This window comes from Nocardia sp. TBRC8007 (genome assembly GCF_056629435.1).
In genome coordinates this window covers 1-15,726 of record NZ_JBWSOR010000044.1, presented here as the reverse complement: position 1 = coordinate 15,726, position 15,726 = coordinate 1, and the positions used below count along the sequence as shown (strand labels likewise).

Annotated in this window: 13 protein-coding genes and 4 pseudogenes; 7 read left to right on the top strand and 10 right to left on the bottom strand. The window is 61.6% G+C overall.

All coding sequences use genetic code 11. From position 1 onward, the window contains the following. Positions 1 to 4: 4 nt before the first annotated feature. On the bottom strand, positions 5 to 1,237 hold the full coding sequence (locus ACX4ZE_RS21175) for a YncE family protein (protein ID WP_480275217.1): 1,233 nt from the start codon (positions 1,235 to 1,237) through the stop codon (positions 5 to 7). 818 nt (positions 1,238 to 2,055) lie between these two features. Between ACX4ZE_RS21175 and ACX4ZE_RS21170 the strand changes: the two genes are divergently transcribed. The 3 genes and pseudogenes from ACX4ZE_RS21170 to ACX4ZE_RS21160 all read left to right on the top strand — a co-directional run. Next, the gene (locus ACX4ZE_RS21170) at positions 2,056 to 3,159 is read left to right on the top strand and encodes a DNA polymerase III subunit beta family protein (protein ID WP_480275216.1); all 1,104 of its coding nucleotides are present in this window, start codon (positions 2,056 to 2,058) and stop codon (positions 3,157 to 3,159) included. Continuing rightward, complete coding sequence (locus tag ACX4ZE_RS21165) at positions 3,156 to 3,662, top strand: hypothetical protein (RefSeq protein WP_480275215.1); 507 nt, start codon at positions 3,156 to 3,158, stop codon at positions 3,660 to 3,662. The genes ACX4ZE_RS21170 and ACX4ZE_RS21165 overlap by 4 nt, the downstream gene beginning before the upstream one ends. Then, positions 3,659 to 4,493: pseudogene (locus tag ACX4ZE_RS21160) on the top strand (IS481 family transposase); the annotation flags it as partial. The gene ACX4ZE_RS21165 and the pseudogene ACX4ZE_RS21160, both read left to right, overlap by 4 nt. Before the next feature lie 181 nt (positions 4,494 to 4,674). On the opposite strand, the pseudogene ACX4ZE_RS21155 reads toward ACX4ZE_RS21160, so the two are convergent. Both ACX4ZE_RS21155 and ACX4ZE_RS21150 read right to left on the bottom strand, forming a co-directional pair. Continuing rightward, a pseudogene (locus tag ACX4ZE_RS21155) lies at positions 4,675 to 5,096 on the bottom strand (transposase family protein); the annotation flags it as partial. A 333-nt stretch (positions 5,097 to 5,429) separates the two neighbouring features. Further along, positions 5,430 to 6,314, bottom strand: coding sequence for an ETX/MTX2 family pore-forming toxin (locus ACX4ZE_RS21150; protein WP_480275214.1), 885 nt, complete (start codon positions 6,312 to 6,314; stop codon positions 5,430 to 5,432). Between the two features lie 832 nt (positions 6,315 to 7,146). Here ACX4ZE_RS21150 and ACX4ZE_RS21145 point away from each other — a divergent pair. Continuing rightward, positions 7,147 to 7,470, top strand: coding sequence for a DUF6412 domain-containing protein (locus ACX4ZE_RS21145; protein WP_480275213.1), 324 nt, complete (start codon positions 7,147 to 7,149; stop codon positions 7,468 to 7,470). A 124-nt stretch (positions 7,471 to 7,594) separates the two neighbouring features. Beyond that, a pseudogene (gene yidC / locus ACX4ZE_RS21140) lies at positions 7,595 to 8,492 on the top strand (membrane protein insertase YidC); the annotation flags it as partial. Positions 8,493 to 8,559: 67 nt separating this feature from the next. Here yidC and ACX4ZE_RS21135 read toward each other — a convergent pair. Together ACX4ZE_RS21135 and ACX4ZE_RS21130 are read right to left on the bottom strand one after the other, a co-directional pair. After that, positions 8,560 to 8,775 carry a thioesterase II family protein gene (locus tag ACX4ZE_RS21135; protein ID WP_480275212.1) on the bottom strand — a complete coding sequence of 72 codons (216 nt, stop codon included), beginning with the start codon at positions 8,773 to 8,775 and terminating at the stop codon, positions 8,560 to 8,562. Further along, positions 8,768 to 9,334, bottom strand: a complete 567-nt coding sequence (locus tag ACX4ZE_RS21130) for a thioesterase II family protein (protein ID WP_480275211.1) — start codon at positions 9,332 to 9,334, stop codon at positions 8,768 to 8,770. Before ACX4ZE_RS21130 ends, ACX4ZE_RS21135 begins: the two co-directional genes overlap by 8 nt. Before the next feature lie 495 nt (positions 9,335 to 9,829). Here ACX4ZE_RS21130 and ACX4ZE_RS21125 point away from each other — a divergent pair, with 495 nt between their 5' ends. Continuing rightward, positions 9,830 to 10,087, top strand: coding sequence for a hypothetical protein (locus ACX4ZE_RS21125; protein ID WP_480275210.1), 258 nt, complete (start codon positions 9,830 to 9,832; stop codon positions 10,085 to 10,087). Positions 10,088 to 10,232: 145 nt separating this feature from the next. On the opposite strand, the gene ACX4ZE_RS21120 is transcribed toward ACX4ZE_RS21125, so the two are convergent. Next, a complete protein-coding gene (locus ACX4ZE_RS21120) occupies positions 10,233 to 11,006 on the bottom strand; it encodes an SDR family oxidoreductase (protein WP_480275209.1) in 774 nt (257 codons plus the stop codon). Positions 11,007 to 11,066: 60 nt separating this feature from the next. On the opposite strand from ACX4ZE_RS21120, the gene ACX4ZE_RS21115 reads away from it, so the two are divergent. After that, on the top strand, positions 11,067 to 11,438 hold the full coding sequence (locus ACX4ZE_RS21115) for a winged helix-turn-helix transcriptional regulator (protein WP_480275208.1): 372 nt from the start codon (positions 11,067 to 11,069) through the stop codon (positions 11,436 to 11,438). A gap of 302 nt (positions 11,439 to 11,740) precedes the next feature. Here ACX4ZE_RS21115 and dnaN read toward each other — a convergent pair whose 3' ends face one another. The 4 genes and pseudogenes from dnaN to ACX4ZE_RS21095 form a co-directional block, all read right to left on the bottom strand. Next, positions 11,741 to 12,874, bottom strand: a complete 1,134-nt coding sequence (gene dnaN / locus ACX4ZE_RS21110) for a DNA polymerase III subunit beta (RefSeq protein ID WP_480275207.1) — start codon at positions 12,872 to 12,874, stop codon at positions 11,741 to 11,743. Further along, entirely contained in the window at positions 12,871 to 13,242 is a 372-nt protein-coding gene (locus ACX4ZE_RS21105) for a hypothetical protein (RefSeq protein WP_480275206.1), read from the bottom strand. The genes dnaN and ACX4ZE_RS21105 overlap by 4 nt, the downstream gene beginning before the upstream one ends. Before the next feature lie 386 nt (positions 13,243 to 13,628). Then, positions 13,629 to 15,101 (bottom strand): hypothetical protein, encoded by a 1,473-nt coding sequence (locus tag ACX4ZE_RS21100; protein ID WP_480275205.1) that lies wholly within the window; start codon positions 15,099 to 15,101, stop codon positions 13,629 to 13,631. Then, a pseudogene (locus ACX4ZE_RS21095) lies at positions 15,085 to 15,726 on the bottom strand (hypothetical protein); the annotation flags it as partial. The pseudogene ACX4ZE_RS21095 and the gene ACX4ZE_RS21100, both read right to left, overlap by 17 nt.

Below are 15,726 nucleotides of genomic sequence, written 5' to 3'. Positions count from 1 at the left end.
CTGGTCATGCCGTAGCGGGAGCCTGCCAGCCTGCGGGCAGTCCGCCGATACGGATTCGTTGCGGGTGATCACCGACCGGGATCGAGGTGATCTTGGTGCCGGTAGCGAAATCGATCGCGGTCACCTGATCGGCAGCACTTTCGGAAATGACGCAAGCCTTTCCGTCGCCGCTGACTGTTGCCCAGTACGGTTTGGCCGCCGGCACCAGTGGCCCCGGCTGCAAGTCGGCAAGATCGACGATGGTGGCGTAGTCGTCCATCGTTCCAGCGACGCACAGCTTGGTGCCCAAGGGTTCCATCGACATACCGTGATGCCTGGAATCGTTGACGAAAGTGATGCGTTCGTCACTCGTGGCAGGATTCTTCGGCAATTCCTTGACGCGGAGGATCTTGTCGCTTGCCACATCGTATTCCAAGAACCCATTGAAGAAGGACACCTGGAAATACAGCTTGGACTCATCCGGACTGAACGCCACCGGACGCACCGCATCCGAAAGATCCTTGCGGCCGAACGCGTCCAGGCGTTCTCGCATGTCGATGACCTTGACCTGTTCGAAGGTGTTCGCATCGACGACGGTGATCTTCCGGTCGCCCTTGGTGAAGTCCAGTAACGGGCTGTCCAAGATGGTGTTGACATCGCCGATAGACATATTCCAGATCTTGCCGTCCTTGGTGAAGACGTTTTCGTGTGGCTTGTCGCCAGTGGAGAACTTGCCCAACTCATGGCCGGTATTGATATCGAGCACGTGGACGGTGTTGCTGGTCGAGGCCGATACCGCGACCCGGTTGCCGTCGAGAGACACCGCCATGTGGTCGGAGCGGTAGCCGGATACGGGGAAGCGCCATTTCAGCTCACCTGTGGCGGTGTCGATCGATACGACATCGGCGAAGCTGGGCCGCGAGACCACGATCGCTGTCCCATCAGGGGTGGTATACATGTCGTCGACGTACTGATCGTGGCCTTCGCCGACGGTATAGCGGATGCCGAGGAAGTAAGCCAGCCGTATAGGATTGAGGAAGATCTCGCGCAACCGTTCGCTCTTGTCCGGGATGAGGTTGATCCGACCGATTTTGGCGAAATCCCCAGTAGAGTGGATGATATCGGCGGTGCCCTCCCAGTTGTTGCCGACCAACATCACCTCTTGCAGTCCTGGCGTCGCGGTCGCCGTGCTGCTCCCATAGATGAACGCTCCGGAAAGCACGGTCGTCAGCGCAGCCGCGATCGCACTTCGCCACACTCGTCGACGGTGCCGCGTGGGGGTTGAGGGGGGCATGGGATTCCTCTCGAAGGTAAAGCCGCCATGGTCGAACAGTCGCCGCTCGCGGCGCTGTGGGCGATCCCGCCCGACCGTTACGACACCTGCAGCGCAGTCGACACGGCCGACCAAACGCATACACCCGAGGCCATGCGGGTGTTGCGACTCGAGTTTGAACATTCGAATTTTCAAACTCGAGTCAGTGCATGGTAGGCAGCGGTGAACCGGTCTACAAGGCTTTTCGGGAAATGCGCTGGTCGGCTTCGCGGTGCTCTTCTCTCACTGTCGGATTCGGATCAGGCTCCGCGAGTTCGTCTTCCTGTTCCCTGTATTCGCGGCGATACGCCCCCATCGGCACGCACGCATGTTACCCATACCGGACCGCGTGAAGTCGCGAATGAACGCTTTCAACACCGATCAGGGTGATGGGCTGGCATTCGGCGAACTCACGTGGAACGTGGTGATCGGAATCTTCTGCTCCATCGGTTTTCCTGGTGAGTGTGCCCGTCCAATGAGGCTGCTGTGTAGAGCGATTTCGTTGTTCGATGCGGCAGATCCCGCCGCCGGTCCGATGTAGCGCATTGGTCGCCCACGACCCGATCCGCCTGGCCAAATCACCACGACAAGCCACAACGCAAAGCTGATACCCAACAGCCCAACGAATTACAGGACAGAACCTAGGAAGCGGTTGCGAGCCGGAGTTCGAGCAGACAGCGTTGGACGGTTAATTGTTGCGGGTCATGACGTTTGTGGCACCACTCGGTTGACCTTCAGGTAGGTCGAAGCCGAATGATGTTGGGGTGGCGAATTTCGGGTTGATGTCGATCGGGTCGTTCGCACGGCGGAGCGGCTTGACGGCGAGCGCGTTGCGTTTCTATGCCGACGCTGGGCTGCTACTGCCGTCGGAGGTCGACCCGGTCTCCGGATACCGGTTCTATCGGGACGTGCAACTCGAGCAGGCCGTCCTGCTTCGGCGACTACGCGAGATCGGTATGCCGCTCGCAACGGTGAAATCCGTTCTCAGCGCTGGACGCGACGAAGCAGTTCTCCTGGTCGACGAGCACCTCGACACAGTGGTCAGCGGTGCCAGAGCCGCACGGCAGCAGGCCGCCGTCATCAAGGCAGCGTTGGCTGCGGAGCCCGCACCGGTGGTTGTCACCGTGAGCGGTCCGGTGTTGGCAGCGGCGATCGAGCAGGTTCTGACTGCCACCAAAGATGACCCGGACATCGCAGTTCTCGGCGGTGTGCGCTTCGAGGCAGATTCAGGTGTGGTGACTGTGACCGCCACCGACCGTTACCGCCTGTCCACTCGCACCCTTGCCGCCGACGACGCAAATCCGGTGACCTGGTCAGCGACAGTGAGCGGTGACGACCTACACAGCTGCCTTACTGACCTGCGGCGCGCCCCGCTGGCTCGAATCGAAGCCACCGAGCACGGGATCTGGATGCGGCTGATGGACCGCAGTGACCGGCATTGCCGACTACTGTCGGAGCCGTTTCCCGACTTCCGGTTGATGCTCGGCGCACTTCCAGCGGTGACGACCCGTATCCAGGCATCGAAAACACTGCTCCTGCGGGCACTCGAGGAGCGATCAGCCGGCCTGATCTCGATACACGTCGCCGAGGCCGAGGTCACGGTGCGAGACAACTGCAATGGACCCGGCACAGGCATATGCCTGCCGGCCCGCGTGGGTGGAACCTCGATCGAGGTCTGGTTCGAGATGACCACGCTCTATCCCGCGATCAGCACCGCAATCGGCGCGGACGTGCTGCTCGATCTCAGAGGCCCCGCGCTACCCGCCACCGTTCGCTCGGCCGACCACGGGGATCTCACCACTTTTGTCATGCCGACCAAGCCTCAACCAGCAGAAGAGAACACGGAACCGAAGGAGATGGACGAATGACGGAACAGGCCGATACGGACTCGACGATGGACGCGATCAGGGAGGCCATCAGTGTGGGCCGCAGTGGAAACACGGTCGAGGCCCGTGGACAACTGTCGAAACTATGGAAGGTGATCGGAGTCAGCGGCGACCCATTGCACCGCTGCACACTCGCGCACTACCTCGCTGACCTCTTCGGCGACCCGGCGCAGGCTTTGGCTTGGGATGTGCGTGCACTCGATGCCGCCGACGCCGTCACCGAGCAGCGCATCCAGGAACATCACGCCAGCCTGCATATCGCTGGCTTCTACCCCTCCCTTCACCTCAACCTGGCCGACAACTACCGCCGGCTTGGATCCTTCGAAGCCGCACGCGAGCACATCACTGCCGCACGGGAGCATTCGCCTGCGCTGCCTGCGGATTCATACGGCGATCTCATTCGTACCGTGATCGACGAGGTGACCATGGACATCGAGAATCGGCACACCGCGGTCCGTGCTTCGGCTCCGGGTCCGAGCGCGTGACACATAAGAACGCGCCCCTCACCATGGAGGGGCGCCGGCGCCTCGTCGAGCGGTGTCAGACCAGACCGATCGCGCACGTGGCAGCCGAAGTGGGAATCTCGCGTGCCTGCGCGAGCAAGTGGATGGGCCGCTATCGCCAGTTCGGCGACCTCGGCCTCGTCGATCGCTCCTCAACGCCACATAAGCAACCAACGACAACACCAGCCGACGTCGTGGCACCGATCGATCCGATGCGCCGCAACCGCAAATGGTCGGCCAGGCGAATCACGTTCGAGGTGGCGAGCAAGGGCCTCAGGATCAGCCGACGGACCGTCAGCCGACACTTGGCCCACCTCGGCCTGAACCGGCGCAGGTTCCTCGATCCGAACGGTGAGTCCAACCGAGCCGCGTCAGATCATTGCCCGCCGGCCCAGACACATGGTGCACGTCGACGTCAAGAAGGTCGGGCGAATCCCCGATGGTGGCGGCTGGCGCGTCCACGGCAAGGGGTCAGCGCAGGCCAAAGCAGTCGAGCGCGGCAAGACCGCAGGCAAGAAGGGCGGCTACATCTACCTGCACTCGGCAATCGACGGGTACTCACGCCTCGCTTACACCGAATTCCTACCGAACGAGAAGTCCTCCACCGCAGTCAGTTTCATGCATCGCGCTCATGCATTCTTCGCGTCCCACGGCATCGTCCACATCCAGCGGATCGTCACTGACAATGGGTCCTGCTACCGTGCACATGATTTCGCGAAGTTCCTGCAGGGTGCTCGTCACCAACGGATCACTCCATATATGCCCCGCCACAACGGCGAAGTCGAGCGCTACAACCGTCTAAAACTGACGGAGGTTGTTGACACTGTGGGCTCCTGATACGGGAGGAGTCCCATCTGTCGGCCTCGCAGCGCTACAAACGCCATAAGCAGCGCTGGAAGCGCTACGAGAAGCAGCGCCCCGGCCACCATGTGCGGATCGATGTGAAGTCCATCGAACCGATCACCACCACGGCCGGGCGGCGCAAGCGCTTCACCCGGATAGCGGTCTGCCTGGACAGACCCACCGACGCACCCCCAGCAAGCGGACACCGACCCGCCCGACCAACTCCCGCACCACCGACCAGACCAATCCGGTCAGCCGGACGGTGCGACGCTGACACCACTCCAACACACCGGGCACCTGTTCACAGAACGTGCCGCGACAGTCCACCGTCGGGCACACGAGCCGACGTATCCGCCCCGCACCACCACCGGGCAGCCATCCAGCGACACATCAGCCACCATCCGCTGCCGATATCCGTGAACCCGCACAGACACGGCGCCGCAACCCGGACACGCGACCGGACGACCGACTGTCCTCACCCGCACCCACACCCTCATCGACTACTTCCTCCACCACCAGCGGTAACAACCCCGAAAACACCACAGCAGCAGGCACACCCACTACGCGCACCATGACATAGCGCGTCACGGCAACGCCACCACCGAAAGTGAGACAGAGCCGTTAGCCTGACAGGCCCGAAGCCACCCACCTCCTTTGGCATTCACCGCTTCGATATCGATGCAGTCCCTGGGACCACACAGCGACCTGAAGTGGTGAACAGGCTGACATCGCCGATGCGGGATATGGGTGAGCTGAAAAGGGGCGGTTCTTCCGGCAGCGGGATGTGCAGCGCCAACTCACACAACCACCACGCCGCTGAAAGAACCGCCGTGTCTCACCGTGATACCCCGTCGCTTGTCGAGGCCCTCATACCGAACAAGCACCTGCGGCGGGTATGCGCACAGATCAGAACGCCTTGAAGGTTCGTGTCAAGGTCTTCGGCGCGGGCGCGTTGGGCGCGTTGGGAGCATCAGGCTTGATCGAAATCTTGACCAGGAAATTCGCCCCGTAAGTGGCACTGTAAGTTCCGGCACCCTTGAAGTTCAGCACCTGCCTGGCGTCGTTCAGCGAGAATCCATCTCGCAGCGGCGGAGGCACCCTGCGATCAAAAGTCGTATGCTTATCGTTCGTCAACCTGATCGCCTTATAGATCGGGAATTTGAAGTATGGTAAAGGACCTATCGCATTGCGTCCCTGCAGGTTGCTGATGATACCGCCGATATCGGTGTTCAGGTCGACATTTCCGGTGGCTACCGACTGTTGCAGCATGACGTTGACCGTGGCTGTGGAATGGGGAGGAACCTTGACCGTCTGTCCGGGAGCGGTGTAGGTCGACGACGTAGACGTCGAGGTACTGTGCGTCTGGCTGAAGCTCCAGGTCGTATTCAGTTCGCCGCCCACCTTCAGCGCCTTCCCGATATCCAGCGAGGCCGATACCTTGGTCCAGACAGAGAACCCGCGCGTGACCGACGTCGTCGCCGTGTTGGCCACGGTCTTGGAGAAACTCTGGCTGGTCATGGTCTGTTCTTGGTTGCTGGTATTCCGCAAGGTCGACGTGCCCGCGAACCACTGTTTACCCAGAGTGACCTTGGGACTTCCCGTAAGCGCCACAAAGTTATTAGTGAACGTCACCTTACTAGTATCCGCAGTCTGGTAGTCCAAGATCTGCGCCCGGAACACGTCCTGGAGACTGGGGAGCTGAGGGGGAGCCGCATGCGCGGGAATTCCCGCCAAGAAGGCGGTAGATACCGCGGATACCATACCGACAACAACACTGATGCCACGCTTCATTGGTTCGATCCTTCTATCTTTGTTCAATTCTCGAGTACTTCAGGCGCGCAGTAGCTGTTCGCGACGCGTGCGAAGTCCGCCGCGACCATACCGATCTTCTTCCGACGTCCTTGCTGGAGAACGTAAGGAGGGAGGTATGCGCGGTAATGCTCCGTGTCCGCGATCGGATTTCCTTACACACCTTTTTCCAGCGGGATCAGTAAACACGACACCGCGAGATATTGTCGGCGAAGGTCGTTTTTGTTTCTTTTCTTCACGGCGGCCTTCGGTCGTGACATGATCATGAGTGGGTAGAAATTCGGGAGCTCTGCACGGTCAATTTCGTGATTGCGGAGCGAATTCCCGTGTACCGCAAGCGTGGTCGGGTTCTGCTGCGTTTTTTGTGCGAGACAGCGCACCGAGGTCAGCTGTCTGGCGTGTACGAGAGTTCCTAGAGGCCTACTCATATCAGTGCACAAGAAGTGCCCGCAGGCCACATCACACAAGGTTTCTCAGCGGCGTCAGGCCCGGCCCCTCCCTCTCGCACCGCGCTTCAGGCCGACTCGATCCTGACGGCGCCGCGTGGCGTTGTCAGGTATGCGTGATCGTCGACAATGCTGCGTCGACGGTCGCCGCGGGCGATCCCGTCTCTACGGCCGCCGCGACAGCCGCGCCGGTTGTATCCAGGATCTTCCAACTGCCCAGGCTGACGACAGGGACGTCACCACGCCGGTTCGGACAACACACCCCAGGGTCCGCCGACGACGAATGGATTCCGTGTTGTCGTTGTGCTCCATAACGAGCTACTGTGCCCTGTCGGCAGCGGGTTTCGCATCCAGGTATGCTTCGTCCCGTGACACAGGTCTGGGCGGTTCTGTCGTGGGGGTTGAGCCTTGCTCGGCTGTCCTGGGTAGCCGTGCTAACTCTTGTCGTCGCGGTGTCCTTGTTCGCTGACGGCCCCACTGTGGTTGTCGGCGCGGCCGTTGCGTTGGCTCTGCTGCTGGCCTTCGCCGGGCATGGTTCCCGGTCACTATTACGCCTGCCCGTGAAGTCGGAATTCGGAGTCCACGGGGACGAACGGCGACTTCGTGGCGCTTTCCGCAGGCAGAGTGCCGCTGACACCCCGGGACGACCCCGTCTTCCCCGAGCGCCAGGGCGGGTTCCGGCTGCCGTGTAGCAGCTGAGGCGCTGCGCGGGCTTCGGTCTTACCCCCGCCCATTCCGGCACGGCCCTTCTCGTGGCCGGTGTCGTCCCATCCCGTACGAGAACGCGTATGCGCTCGTGCAGTAACGAGGTGCTCGATGCTCGATATCATCTATTATCCGGTCTCTGCGATCCTGTGGTTCTGGCACAGCGCCTTCGGTGTGATCCTCGGTCCTGACAACGGGTTCGCGTGGGCGCTTGCCGTGGTGTTCCTGGTGTTCACTCTCCGGCTCCTGTTGCTGCGACCGACGTTGGCGCAAATCCGGACTACCCAGCGGATGCAGCAACTACAGCCACAGATCATGGCTTTGCAGAAGAAGTACGCAGGTGACCGGCAACGCCAGGCGATCGAATTGCAGAAAATGCAGAAAGAACACGGTTTCAACCCCTTGATGGGCTGCTTGCCGATCTTGGTGCAGGCACCGGTTTTCCTCGGCCTCTATCACGTCCTGCATTCGTTCAACCGCACCGGAACGGGGTGGGGGCAACTCGGAATGACGCCTGAAGCCAACGCCGCTACCCCGAACTACATCTTCAGCGCCGCCGACGTTCAGTCATTCCTCGCCGCGCGCTTGTTCGGTGCGCCGATCTCGGCGGCGATCACGACTCCTCACAACGTGCTGGCTTCATTCGCATCATATGGTGGAATCCCGACCGTGGCCGCTATTGCCGCGGTCTCCTTCCCGCTGATGCTTGTTGCCGGCCTCGCCACTCACTTCAATGCCCGCGCCGCCCTGGCCAGGCAAAGCAAGGAGGCGGCTTCGAACCCTCAGGCGACACTGATGAGGAACCTGACGTTGTGGGTACTTCCACTGGGCGTCCTGGTCGGTGGGCCGTTTCTGATGATCGCGATCCTGCTGTATTGGGTCAGCAACAACCTCTGGACGTATGTTCAACAGCGCTTCGTGTTCGCCTGGATCGATCGTCAAGAGGCGATTGAGGAAAAGCCTGGCGGTTGATCGCTTTCCGACCCCAGCCTCGAAGCCTGGAGCCCGAAGGAAAACGGTCAGTGTATGGTACTCGGATTCGGCTTTCAGCTCTGTGTGCACTGGTTCGGCAGGGCTTATGCGTCTGGAAAATGCGCTTTCACCAGTTTCGAACTGATAACACGCGCAATCTCGCGACTGCGCTCGTCGAGATAGAAGTGGCCGCCATCGAACAGGTGGGTCTCGAAATAGCCGGTGGTATGGTTGCGCCATTCCCGGATCTGTTCCGGGGTCGTCGTCGGATCAGAGTGTCCGAGCAGCGCGATGATGTCGCAGCGAAGCGCCTCACCCATCTGGTATCGGTAGGTTTCGACGGCCTGAATAGTCGTTGCGGACCGCGGGCAAAACTATCTCGGCGAGTCCGGGCTCATCGCGCAGAATCCGGACTGTGGCGGGATCGTTGGCGAGTCGCTCGAGTTCGGTGATCAGTTCATTGTTGGATGCGTTGTGTAGCGTCCCCGGATCGACGAAGGCTGGATCCGGGCGTCCGGATACGAACAATCCCGCTACCGATTGCCCACGCCGCTCGATTCGACGAGCGGTCTCGAAGGCGACCGTCGCACCCATGCTGTGGCCGAAGAGCACCAGTTTCTCGCCGAAAAGGGGAGTCATCACTTCTCCGATGCGAGTGGCGAGTTCTGTGATCGAGGGAATCAGTTTGTCGCCGAGCCGATCCTGTCTACCTGGATACTGGACGACGTACACAGTCAGGTCGGACTCCAGGCTCTTGACGAGGCCGGCATAACTCGTAGCCGACCCGCCGCCAGAAGGGAAGCAGACCAGCGTTTGCTGCCGATCGCGCCCAGCCCGGAGCTTGCGCAACCAGATCGATAATTCTTCATTGATATGCACTCGATAGTTCCGTTTCTGCGCTGGCAGATGGATTCCGACTGCTTCGGCCACACAATCACCGATCGTCGGCTCGCGCGAGATGCGTCATTCACCGTGCTGTCCTCGGTCTCGTGCCAACTGCCCTGCCAACGTAGAACTTCCGATCGACTCAACTCAACTGCGCACAGAGCGATTCGGGCGAGACAGGAAACCACAGCCGGGACCACTTCTTCCGTCACCTGACCATCCGTTGTTCGTCACGTCTTGGGTGCCCAGTTTTTGACCATACTTCCTGCTATTACGTTTCGTCACACAAACGCTACGAAACATATCTGCTAAGAATGTATTCGGCTGAGCCGCAGGCCGCTGACCGCCGATAAGGTTCACTTATCGGCGGTCAGCGGCGGAGGTGGTCAGCGGCGGAGGTTACGAAGCCGCAGTGGTGGAATTGCTCTCGAAGCGCTGGTCGCCGCACTGTCCAGCCTCGTACTGTCCTGCAAATACATCCCGCACCCGATGCCGGACTGGCTGAGCGAGAACCCGGCGAGCAAGGCCGTCGAGATCGAGCGGCAGTTTCCGGAGAGCGTGACGTTCCTGCACGATCGGGAGCTGCTGCACATAGACGGACACTTCGGCAACCTGCGCACCGACGGGGAGCGGATCTATCTCGGTAACTTCGGGCTGGCGACCTCGTCGCATTTCGATCTGTCGCCCGCCGAGCGCGACTTCGCCGAACGCCACGCCACTTGCGACTCCGACTACACCGCCATGTGACTGGTCAACTGGCTGGTGACCGACGTCTGCGGAATACCGATGCCGACCAGCGGCGACATCCACGCGGAATACCCGGATCTGGTTGGGAGGTGCACTGGTGGGCTCGCCTGATCAACTGTCGCCAGTGCACCTCGGGTCTGAGTTCTCAGCGAATGTTGGGGTTCGGCTGTGGAATGAGGTAGTCGTGTCCTCCGACATAGAAAGTGTGTCCGTGGGGGACGGGTGCGTCGATCGCGCGGGTGATCGCTTCGGCGAATTCGTCGATCGTGGGCAAGGGGCCGCTGGATCTGCGGGTGGCGACGGCGTCGGCATCGCGGCGTTCGAGAAGACGGATGATGACCGTGCCGTCGATCATGTCGCCGGAGACGACGACGAATCCGATTCCGTGGGCGAGGAACTCAGGTATGAGGGCGCGCAATGCATCCTCGCCTGCACGTTTGCTGACCGCGATCGGTTCGTATCCGTGCGGTAGCGACTTGCCTTGGTAGTGGAAGTGGGCTTGGTGGCTGGTAACGAAGACGACCCGCCCACCGGCGGGCATGTGTGGTATCGCAAGTGTGGTCAGGCGGACTTGCGCGTCGCGATTGAGTCGTAGAGCGTAGTCGGGGTCGGCATGGCGTTCGAGTCCACCGGAGGCGTTGAGCACGAGCACGTCCAGGCGACCGAACTGTTCCATGATGGTGTCGAGCATTGCGGTGACCTGCATAGGGTCGGAGAGGTCTGCGCTGATGACCGAGGCGCTGCCGCCCGCGGAAGAGATCGCGTCTACCACTGCTAGTGCGCGTTTGGTCTTCTCCCGATAATTGATCACGACGTGCGTGTCCGGTGCGGCGAGTTGTTGCGCCGTTGCCGCACCGATTCCCCGGGAAGCACCTGTGATCAGCACGATTCGTCTGTGGTTCGTGTTTGTTCGGTTCACCTGGGTCTCCTCACCAGTGCGATCACGCTTCTGAATCAGAAGCACCTATGGTACTTCGAAATGAGAAGCGCGAGTGATGGGCGAGGTGGAGTGGAGCGATCAGACGGTTCGGCCGATACCGCGATCCTGGCGGCAATTGATCTGCTGGGACAGCGGTGGATTCTGCGAGTCGTGTGGGAACTCGAACCAGGGCCGTTGGGGTTTCTGGAGTTGCGTCGCAGGATGGGCAACTGCTCGTCGAGTATGTTGTCCAACCGGTTGCAGCAGCTGCAGGTAGCGGGATTGATAGAAAAGCATGAGCCCAAGGGTGCTTATGAACTCACCGGTGCCGGTGTCGGCCTCAGTGAGGCATTGCAGCCGTTGTGGGACTGGTCCGAATCCTGGGTTGCGGATAGTTCGAAGGGTGTGTGGTTCCGAGGCGACTCGAGCTGACCACCGATTGCGATCTTCGAGTCATGGCTCGGGTATTTTTCGGGGGCTCGCGTGTCAATTGTCGCGAGGTGGTGCCCAGCCTGCCGGTCTGCGTGCCCGTAGGCCTGCGGTGTAGCGGGTCCAGGTTGCGGTGATCTGGGCGGCGGTCCGGGTGGTGGTGCGGTAGGCGATTCCGGACTTCTTATTGGTTGGTACGTGGTCGAATGTTACGCGGTGCTTGCGCTGATCCGGGGTAGGTCAGGTGTTTTGGGAGGCTGTGCCGGTGGTCGTGGAGCGCGATCGCGTCTTTGTTGGGTGATGGCTCAGTCGGGTAGGCGAACCGGCATCAGTACATAGATCAGACCCTCGCGGCACTTACCGTCGGGTTCGTGATCGGCCGCACGCAGAATCGCTGCTCTGGTCGGGCCGTCCAGGGCGATCTCTACGATCTCGGCATGCGCGGCGGTCAGTCCCTCGAGTAGATAGCGGGGGTTGAAGGCGATGGTCAACGGTTCGCCGTCGAACTCACAACCGATGGACTCCTCCGCGCTGCCTTCGTTGTCGCTCCCGGCGGACAAACGGGCCGTGGTTGCGGCGAAGGTCAACAGAACCTGCGTTCCCCTGGCGAGGAGTAGCGACACCCGTTTGATCGCGTCGATCAGTGGGGCGGAGGGTATACGGGCGGAAGCGGTGTGGGTGGTTTCGAGATAGCGTTGGTAGGGCGGGTAGGGCATATCGAGCGTGCGCATGGTGTGGTGCTGGTCGTCGGTCGCGAGTCCCAGGATTGTTTGCCCTGGGCCACTGGTAATTTCGACTCTCGGTCCCGTGAGCGTCTTGCTTGTCTCTGCCAGCGCGCGGGCAGGCACGAGCATGCTGGTCGGTCTCGAGTCACCCATCGGGGTCACAGGCTCCCAGCCGAGCTCTCGGATCGCGATGCGGAACCGGTCGGTGCTCACCAGCCGCAGGGACGAGGGATAGAATTCGATGTTGATCCCGGTCAGCATGGGCAACGTGTCGTCGCGCCCGGCGGCCACGACCACCTGCGCCACGGCGTCGCGCAGGTCTGAGCGATCGACAGCGCCGACCGCTACGGGTGAGGGCGGGAGGTCTGGATAGTCCTCGACAGTCATCAGCGGCAAGGCGAATCGCGACGGACCACAGACGATCTCGAGACGATCACCGTTGTCGGACAACTCGACCGGCCGCGGGGGGAGGGCTTTCGCGATATCGGTGAGCAGCCGCCCCGATACCAGTGCAACACCCGGCTCGTCCACCACTGCATCGGTGATCGTGGCGTGCGAGGAGATCTCGTAGTCGAAACCGGCGACCGACGCCGAGTCCGGTTCCGCTCGTAGTCGAATGCCCGCGAGCACGGGGATCGACGGGCGCCGAGGCACTGTTGGCGCGACCACGGACACCGCATCGACGAGACGGTCGCGGTCTACACGGAGTTTCATCGGGTTTCTTCCTCGTCGAGGGTTCGATATTCCAGGCGCCGATGCAGTGCGCTGGCCCGAGCGTGCGCGGCTTGCTTGGAGCGATGACCGAATGCCTCGGCGATCCAACTCCAGCTGTTGCCGTGATCGCCGGCTGCCCGCATCAGACCTAGTTCCAGCCGATCCAGATCGGTCCGCGCAACCGAGAGCAATATGACGCAGGCGTAGATCACGTCGTGCGGTAGCTCTACTCTGTCGTTGTCCAATCGGTTCAGTACTTCACGCACAATCGCCGCCGGGTCGTCACGGGGTGCTTCGTTCGGTGATGACGATGTGGCTTGCAACCACTCGTCGAGCATCGCCGCCTCCGGCCGTTCGGGATCGGGCATGCCCCGAGCATACCTCATCGTCAAAATATTTTTGACGGTACATGGCTGATTCGGTCCCGCCGACCACCCGAGGTACACCCGATAACCCCGCGAGAGGTGCACCGCTCCCAAGTGCGCTGGATCTGCCTGGCCGAGAAAGTCCGCCGGCAACACACCCGCTCGTGGGGACGAAGCCACGATCCCGAGTTCGCCCCAAAAGAGCGGCGGTCGTCGAGTCCTACACCAACCCGCTGCGTTCACCGGATAAACCTTCGCCGAAACCGACGAAATCGCTTACGCGGTCGAGACCGCCACCACCTGGATCAATACCCGCGCCACACCGTGGATTTGGGGACGACCCGCACTTTACGCCGCAAATTCGTGTGTTGCTCCTGAGGAACGATGCACTAGTCGAGGAAGTAGGCGTCGAGCTTCTCATCGGAATCCAGGATCTCGTCCGAAGCCACGCCGAGTTCCGCCGCTAGCTCGACCGATCCGACGAGCGCGATCTGCACGTCAGGCGAGAAGGCTCGTTCGAGCAGCCCGAGATAGTCCGACATGCTCTGGTCCAGCTTTTCCAGTATGGCCTGGTACTCCGCGGCGAGTTGCTCGTCGAGCGTGCGCTGCTCGTCGAGGTAACGCTCGATCAGCGCCGCCTCTCGCTTTGTCAACGACGATGCGACGGCCTTGTACATCACAGTGCCGACCGTGGTGCCGATGACGGCGCCGAGGATCGGGATGGGGATGGTCGCCTGGCCGAGACAAGAGGCCAGCGCGCGTACTGCGGCCTGTAAGGCGATGAGCTCGGAGTTCTCGATGAACTCGAGTTCGTCGATCTGGTCTCGGCGGAGTTTGTTCGCTTGTTCTGCGATGCTGAAGGATGTGGTGACGATCGAGCTTGCGACGGCCGCGGAGGTCGCGGTGAAATTTGTGAGCGCGTAGATGCTCAGTCCTCGGACGCCGCCCTTGCCGAAACCTGAACCGGTCTCGCCTGCGAGGTCTATCCAGTCGCGCTCGCTGAACTCACTGAGCCGCTTGCCTTCCCGACGTTTGGCGACCACGGCCAGTACAAACGCGGTCCCGCCCGCAGTCGCGGCGGCCGTGAGTGCGGATGTGCCTCCTTCTCGCGGCGTCGGGCGGCTGCGCTGGTAGGCAGCGTCGCGCAGGGACCGGTCCGTGGCGTGGAGCGAGCTCTTTTCGGCCGCCATGGTCGAGGTGTAGACATCGCGCTGCACTTCGTTGTACTCGAGCATCGAGGGCTCGAGCGATTCGAAGCCGACCGATCTGTCTTGGAAGAACGCCTGGACCCGCTGCCAGTCTCTGAGGGAAGGTCCGTCGCCGCTGCGTGACAGTAGCTTGCTTGTCGCTTCCTCGGGCGACAAGGCATGTAGCCGTTGGATCACCTCGTAGTGATCACGGGGGATCTGGTATTTCCCACCGTTGCGCACGTATTCGGGATATTTCTGGAGGTGCTCGACGATCGCGCCCAGTGAGAAGCGGCCACCTGCTGCGACGAATTTCTGCTGGATCTCGACACTTCCGCGCATCAGGTCGACAGGTCCGTTGTCGTTGACCCATTGGTAGACGGACTCGTGGCCGAGGATCCGCTTTCGGGCGTTGCCGATCCCGACCTCGGCGATCTCGGCGATGAAGCCGTGCATGCCATGCTGTCCGCCGCGGTTGGTGGCGACCACCTCGAGGTCGATCTTCTCGACAGCTTCATCGACGCTGGTGAGCGCGTCCCGGAGGTGCTCGTTCTGCTGGCTGAGCGCGCTCAGAAGGTTGTTCATGCGGAGCTGGTTGAGATAGCTCACCCAGGAAGCGACTGCCTGCTCCTGGGTGTCCGTGACGAACTCGGCAGCGTCACTCACTATCGGCATTCTGTTCGATGCATATGCTCAGCATGGTCGCGCACGACTTCGTGTTGTTCACCAACGTAGCGAGTGTCGACCGTTCGGCAGGGGCGAGCGCGTGGAAATCGGCGCGGAAGTGCACCAAGGCTTCGCCGTAACTCTTTACCAGCCCTTCGCGGAGCGAGGTGGTCCGCTGGAGGAGGTCCCCGATCTGCGCATCCATGCTTTCGACGAGGGTGGTGTTGTGCTTTATCGCAGTCAGCGCTTCGTGCTTCGCCTCTCGATTCTCGAACTTCTTCTTCGCGAACAGGGCGATCGACGCGAGTAGGGTTGCGCCCGCGATTGTCCAGCCGATCGGGCCGGCAAGCGCGAGCAGTGTGGTGCCTGCCGCGGTGCCACCGCCACCGGTGGCCAGCGCGCCGCCACCGAGCCACGCCAGTGCTGCCTGGCTGGCTGCCGCTCCGGAAAGGGTCGAGATCGCGGTGCCGGTCGACGCTGTCCCGAAGGTGGTGGCGACCCACATCGCCGCTGACGGTGCCAGGCCCGCTACCGCGGTGCCCGCCGCGAACCCGGCGCCGGCCCCCGCAGCCGACGACCGCGCCGCTTCCAGCTCTTTCTGAGCGAAATCCTCCGCGTTCAGGAATCGTTTCCG

Bases quoted from the DNA above. Each gene is read 5' to 3' on its own strand.
- ACX4ZE_RS21165 (WP_480275215.1), top strand. From the start codon at position 3,156: ATGACGGAACAGGCCGATACGGACTCGACGATGGACGCGATCAGGGAG.
- ACX4ZE_RS21150 (WP_480275214.1), bottom strand. From the start codon at position 6,314: ATGAAGCGTGGCATCAGTGTTGTTGTCGGTATGGTATCCGCGGTATCT.
- ACX4ZE_RS21135 (WP_480275212.1), bottom strand. From the start codon at position 8,775: ATGGGTGAGGCGCTTCGCTGCGACATCATCGCGCTGCTCGGACACTCT.
- ACX4ZE_RS21125 (WP_480275210.1), top strand. From the start codon at position 9,830: ATGCCGGACTGGCTGAGCGAGAACCCGGCGAGCAAGGCCGTCGAGATC.
- ACX4ZE_RS21115 (WP_480275208.1), top strand. From the start codon at position 11,067: ATGAGAAGCGCGAGTGATGGGCGAGGTGGAGTGGAGCGATCAGACGGT.
- dnaN (WP_480275207.1), bottom strand. From the start codon at position 12,874: ATGAAACTCCGTGTAGACCGCGACCGTCTCGTCGATGCGGTGTCCGTG.
- ACX4ZE_RS21105 (WP_480275206.1), bottom strand. From the start codon at position 13,242: ATGCCCGATCCCGAACGGCCGGAGGCGGCGATGCTCGACGAGTGGTTG.
- ACX4ZE_RS21100 (WP_480275205.1), bottom strand. From the start codon at position 15,101: ATGCCGATAGTGAGTGACGCTGCCGAGTTCGTCACGGACACCCAGGAG.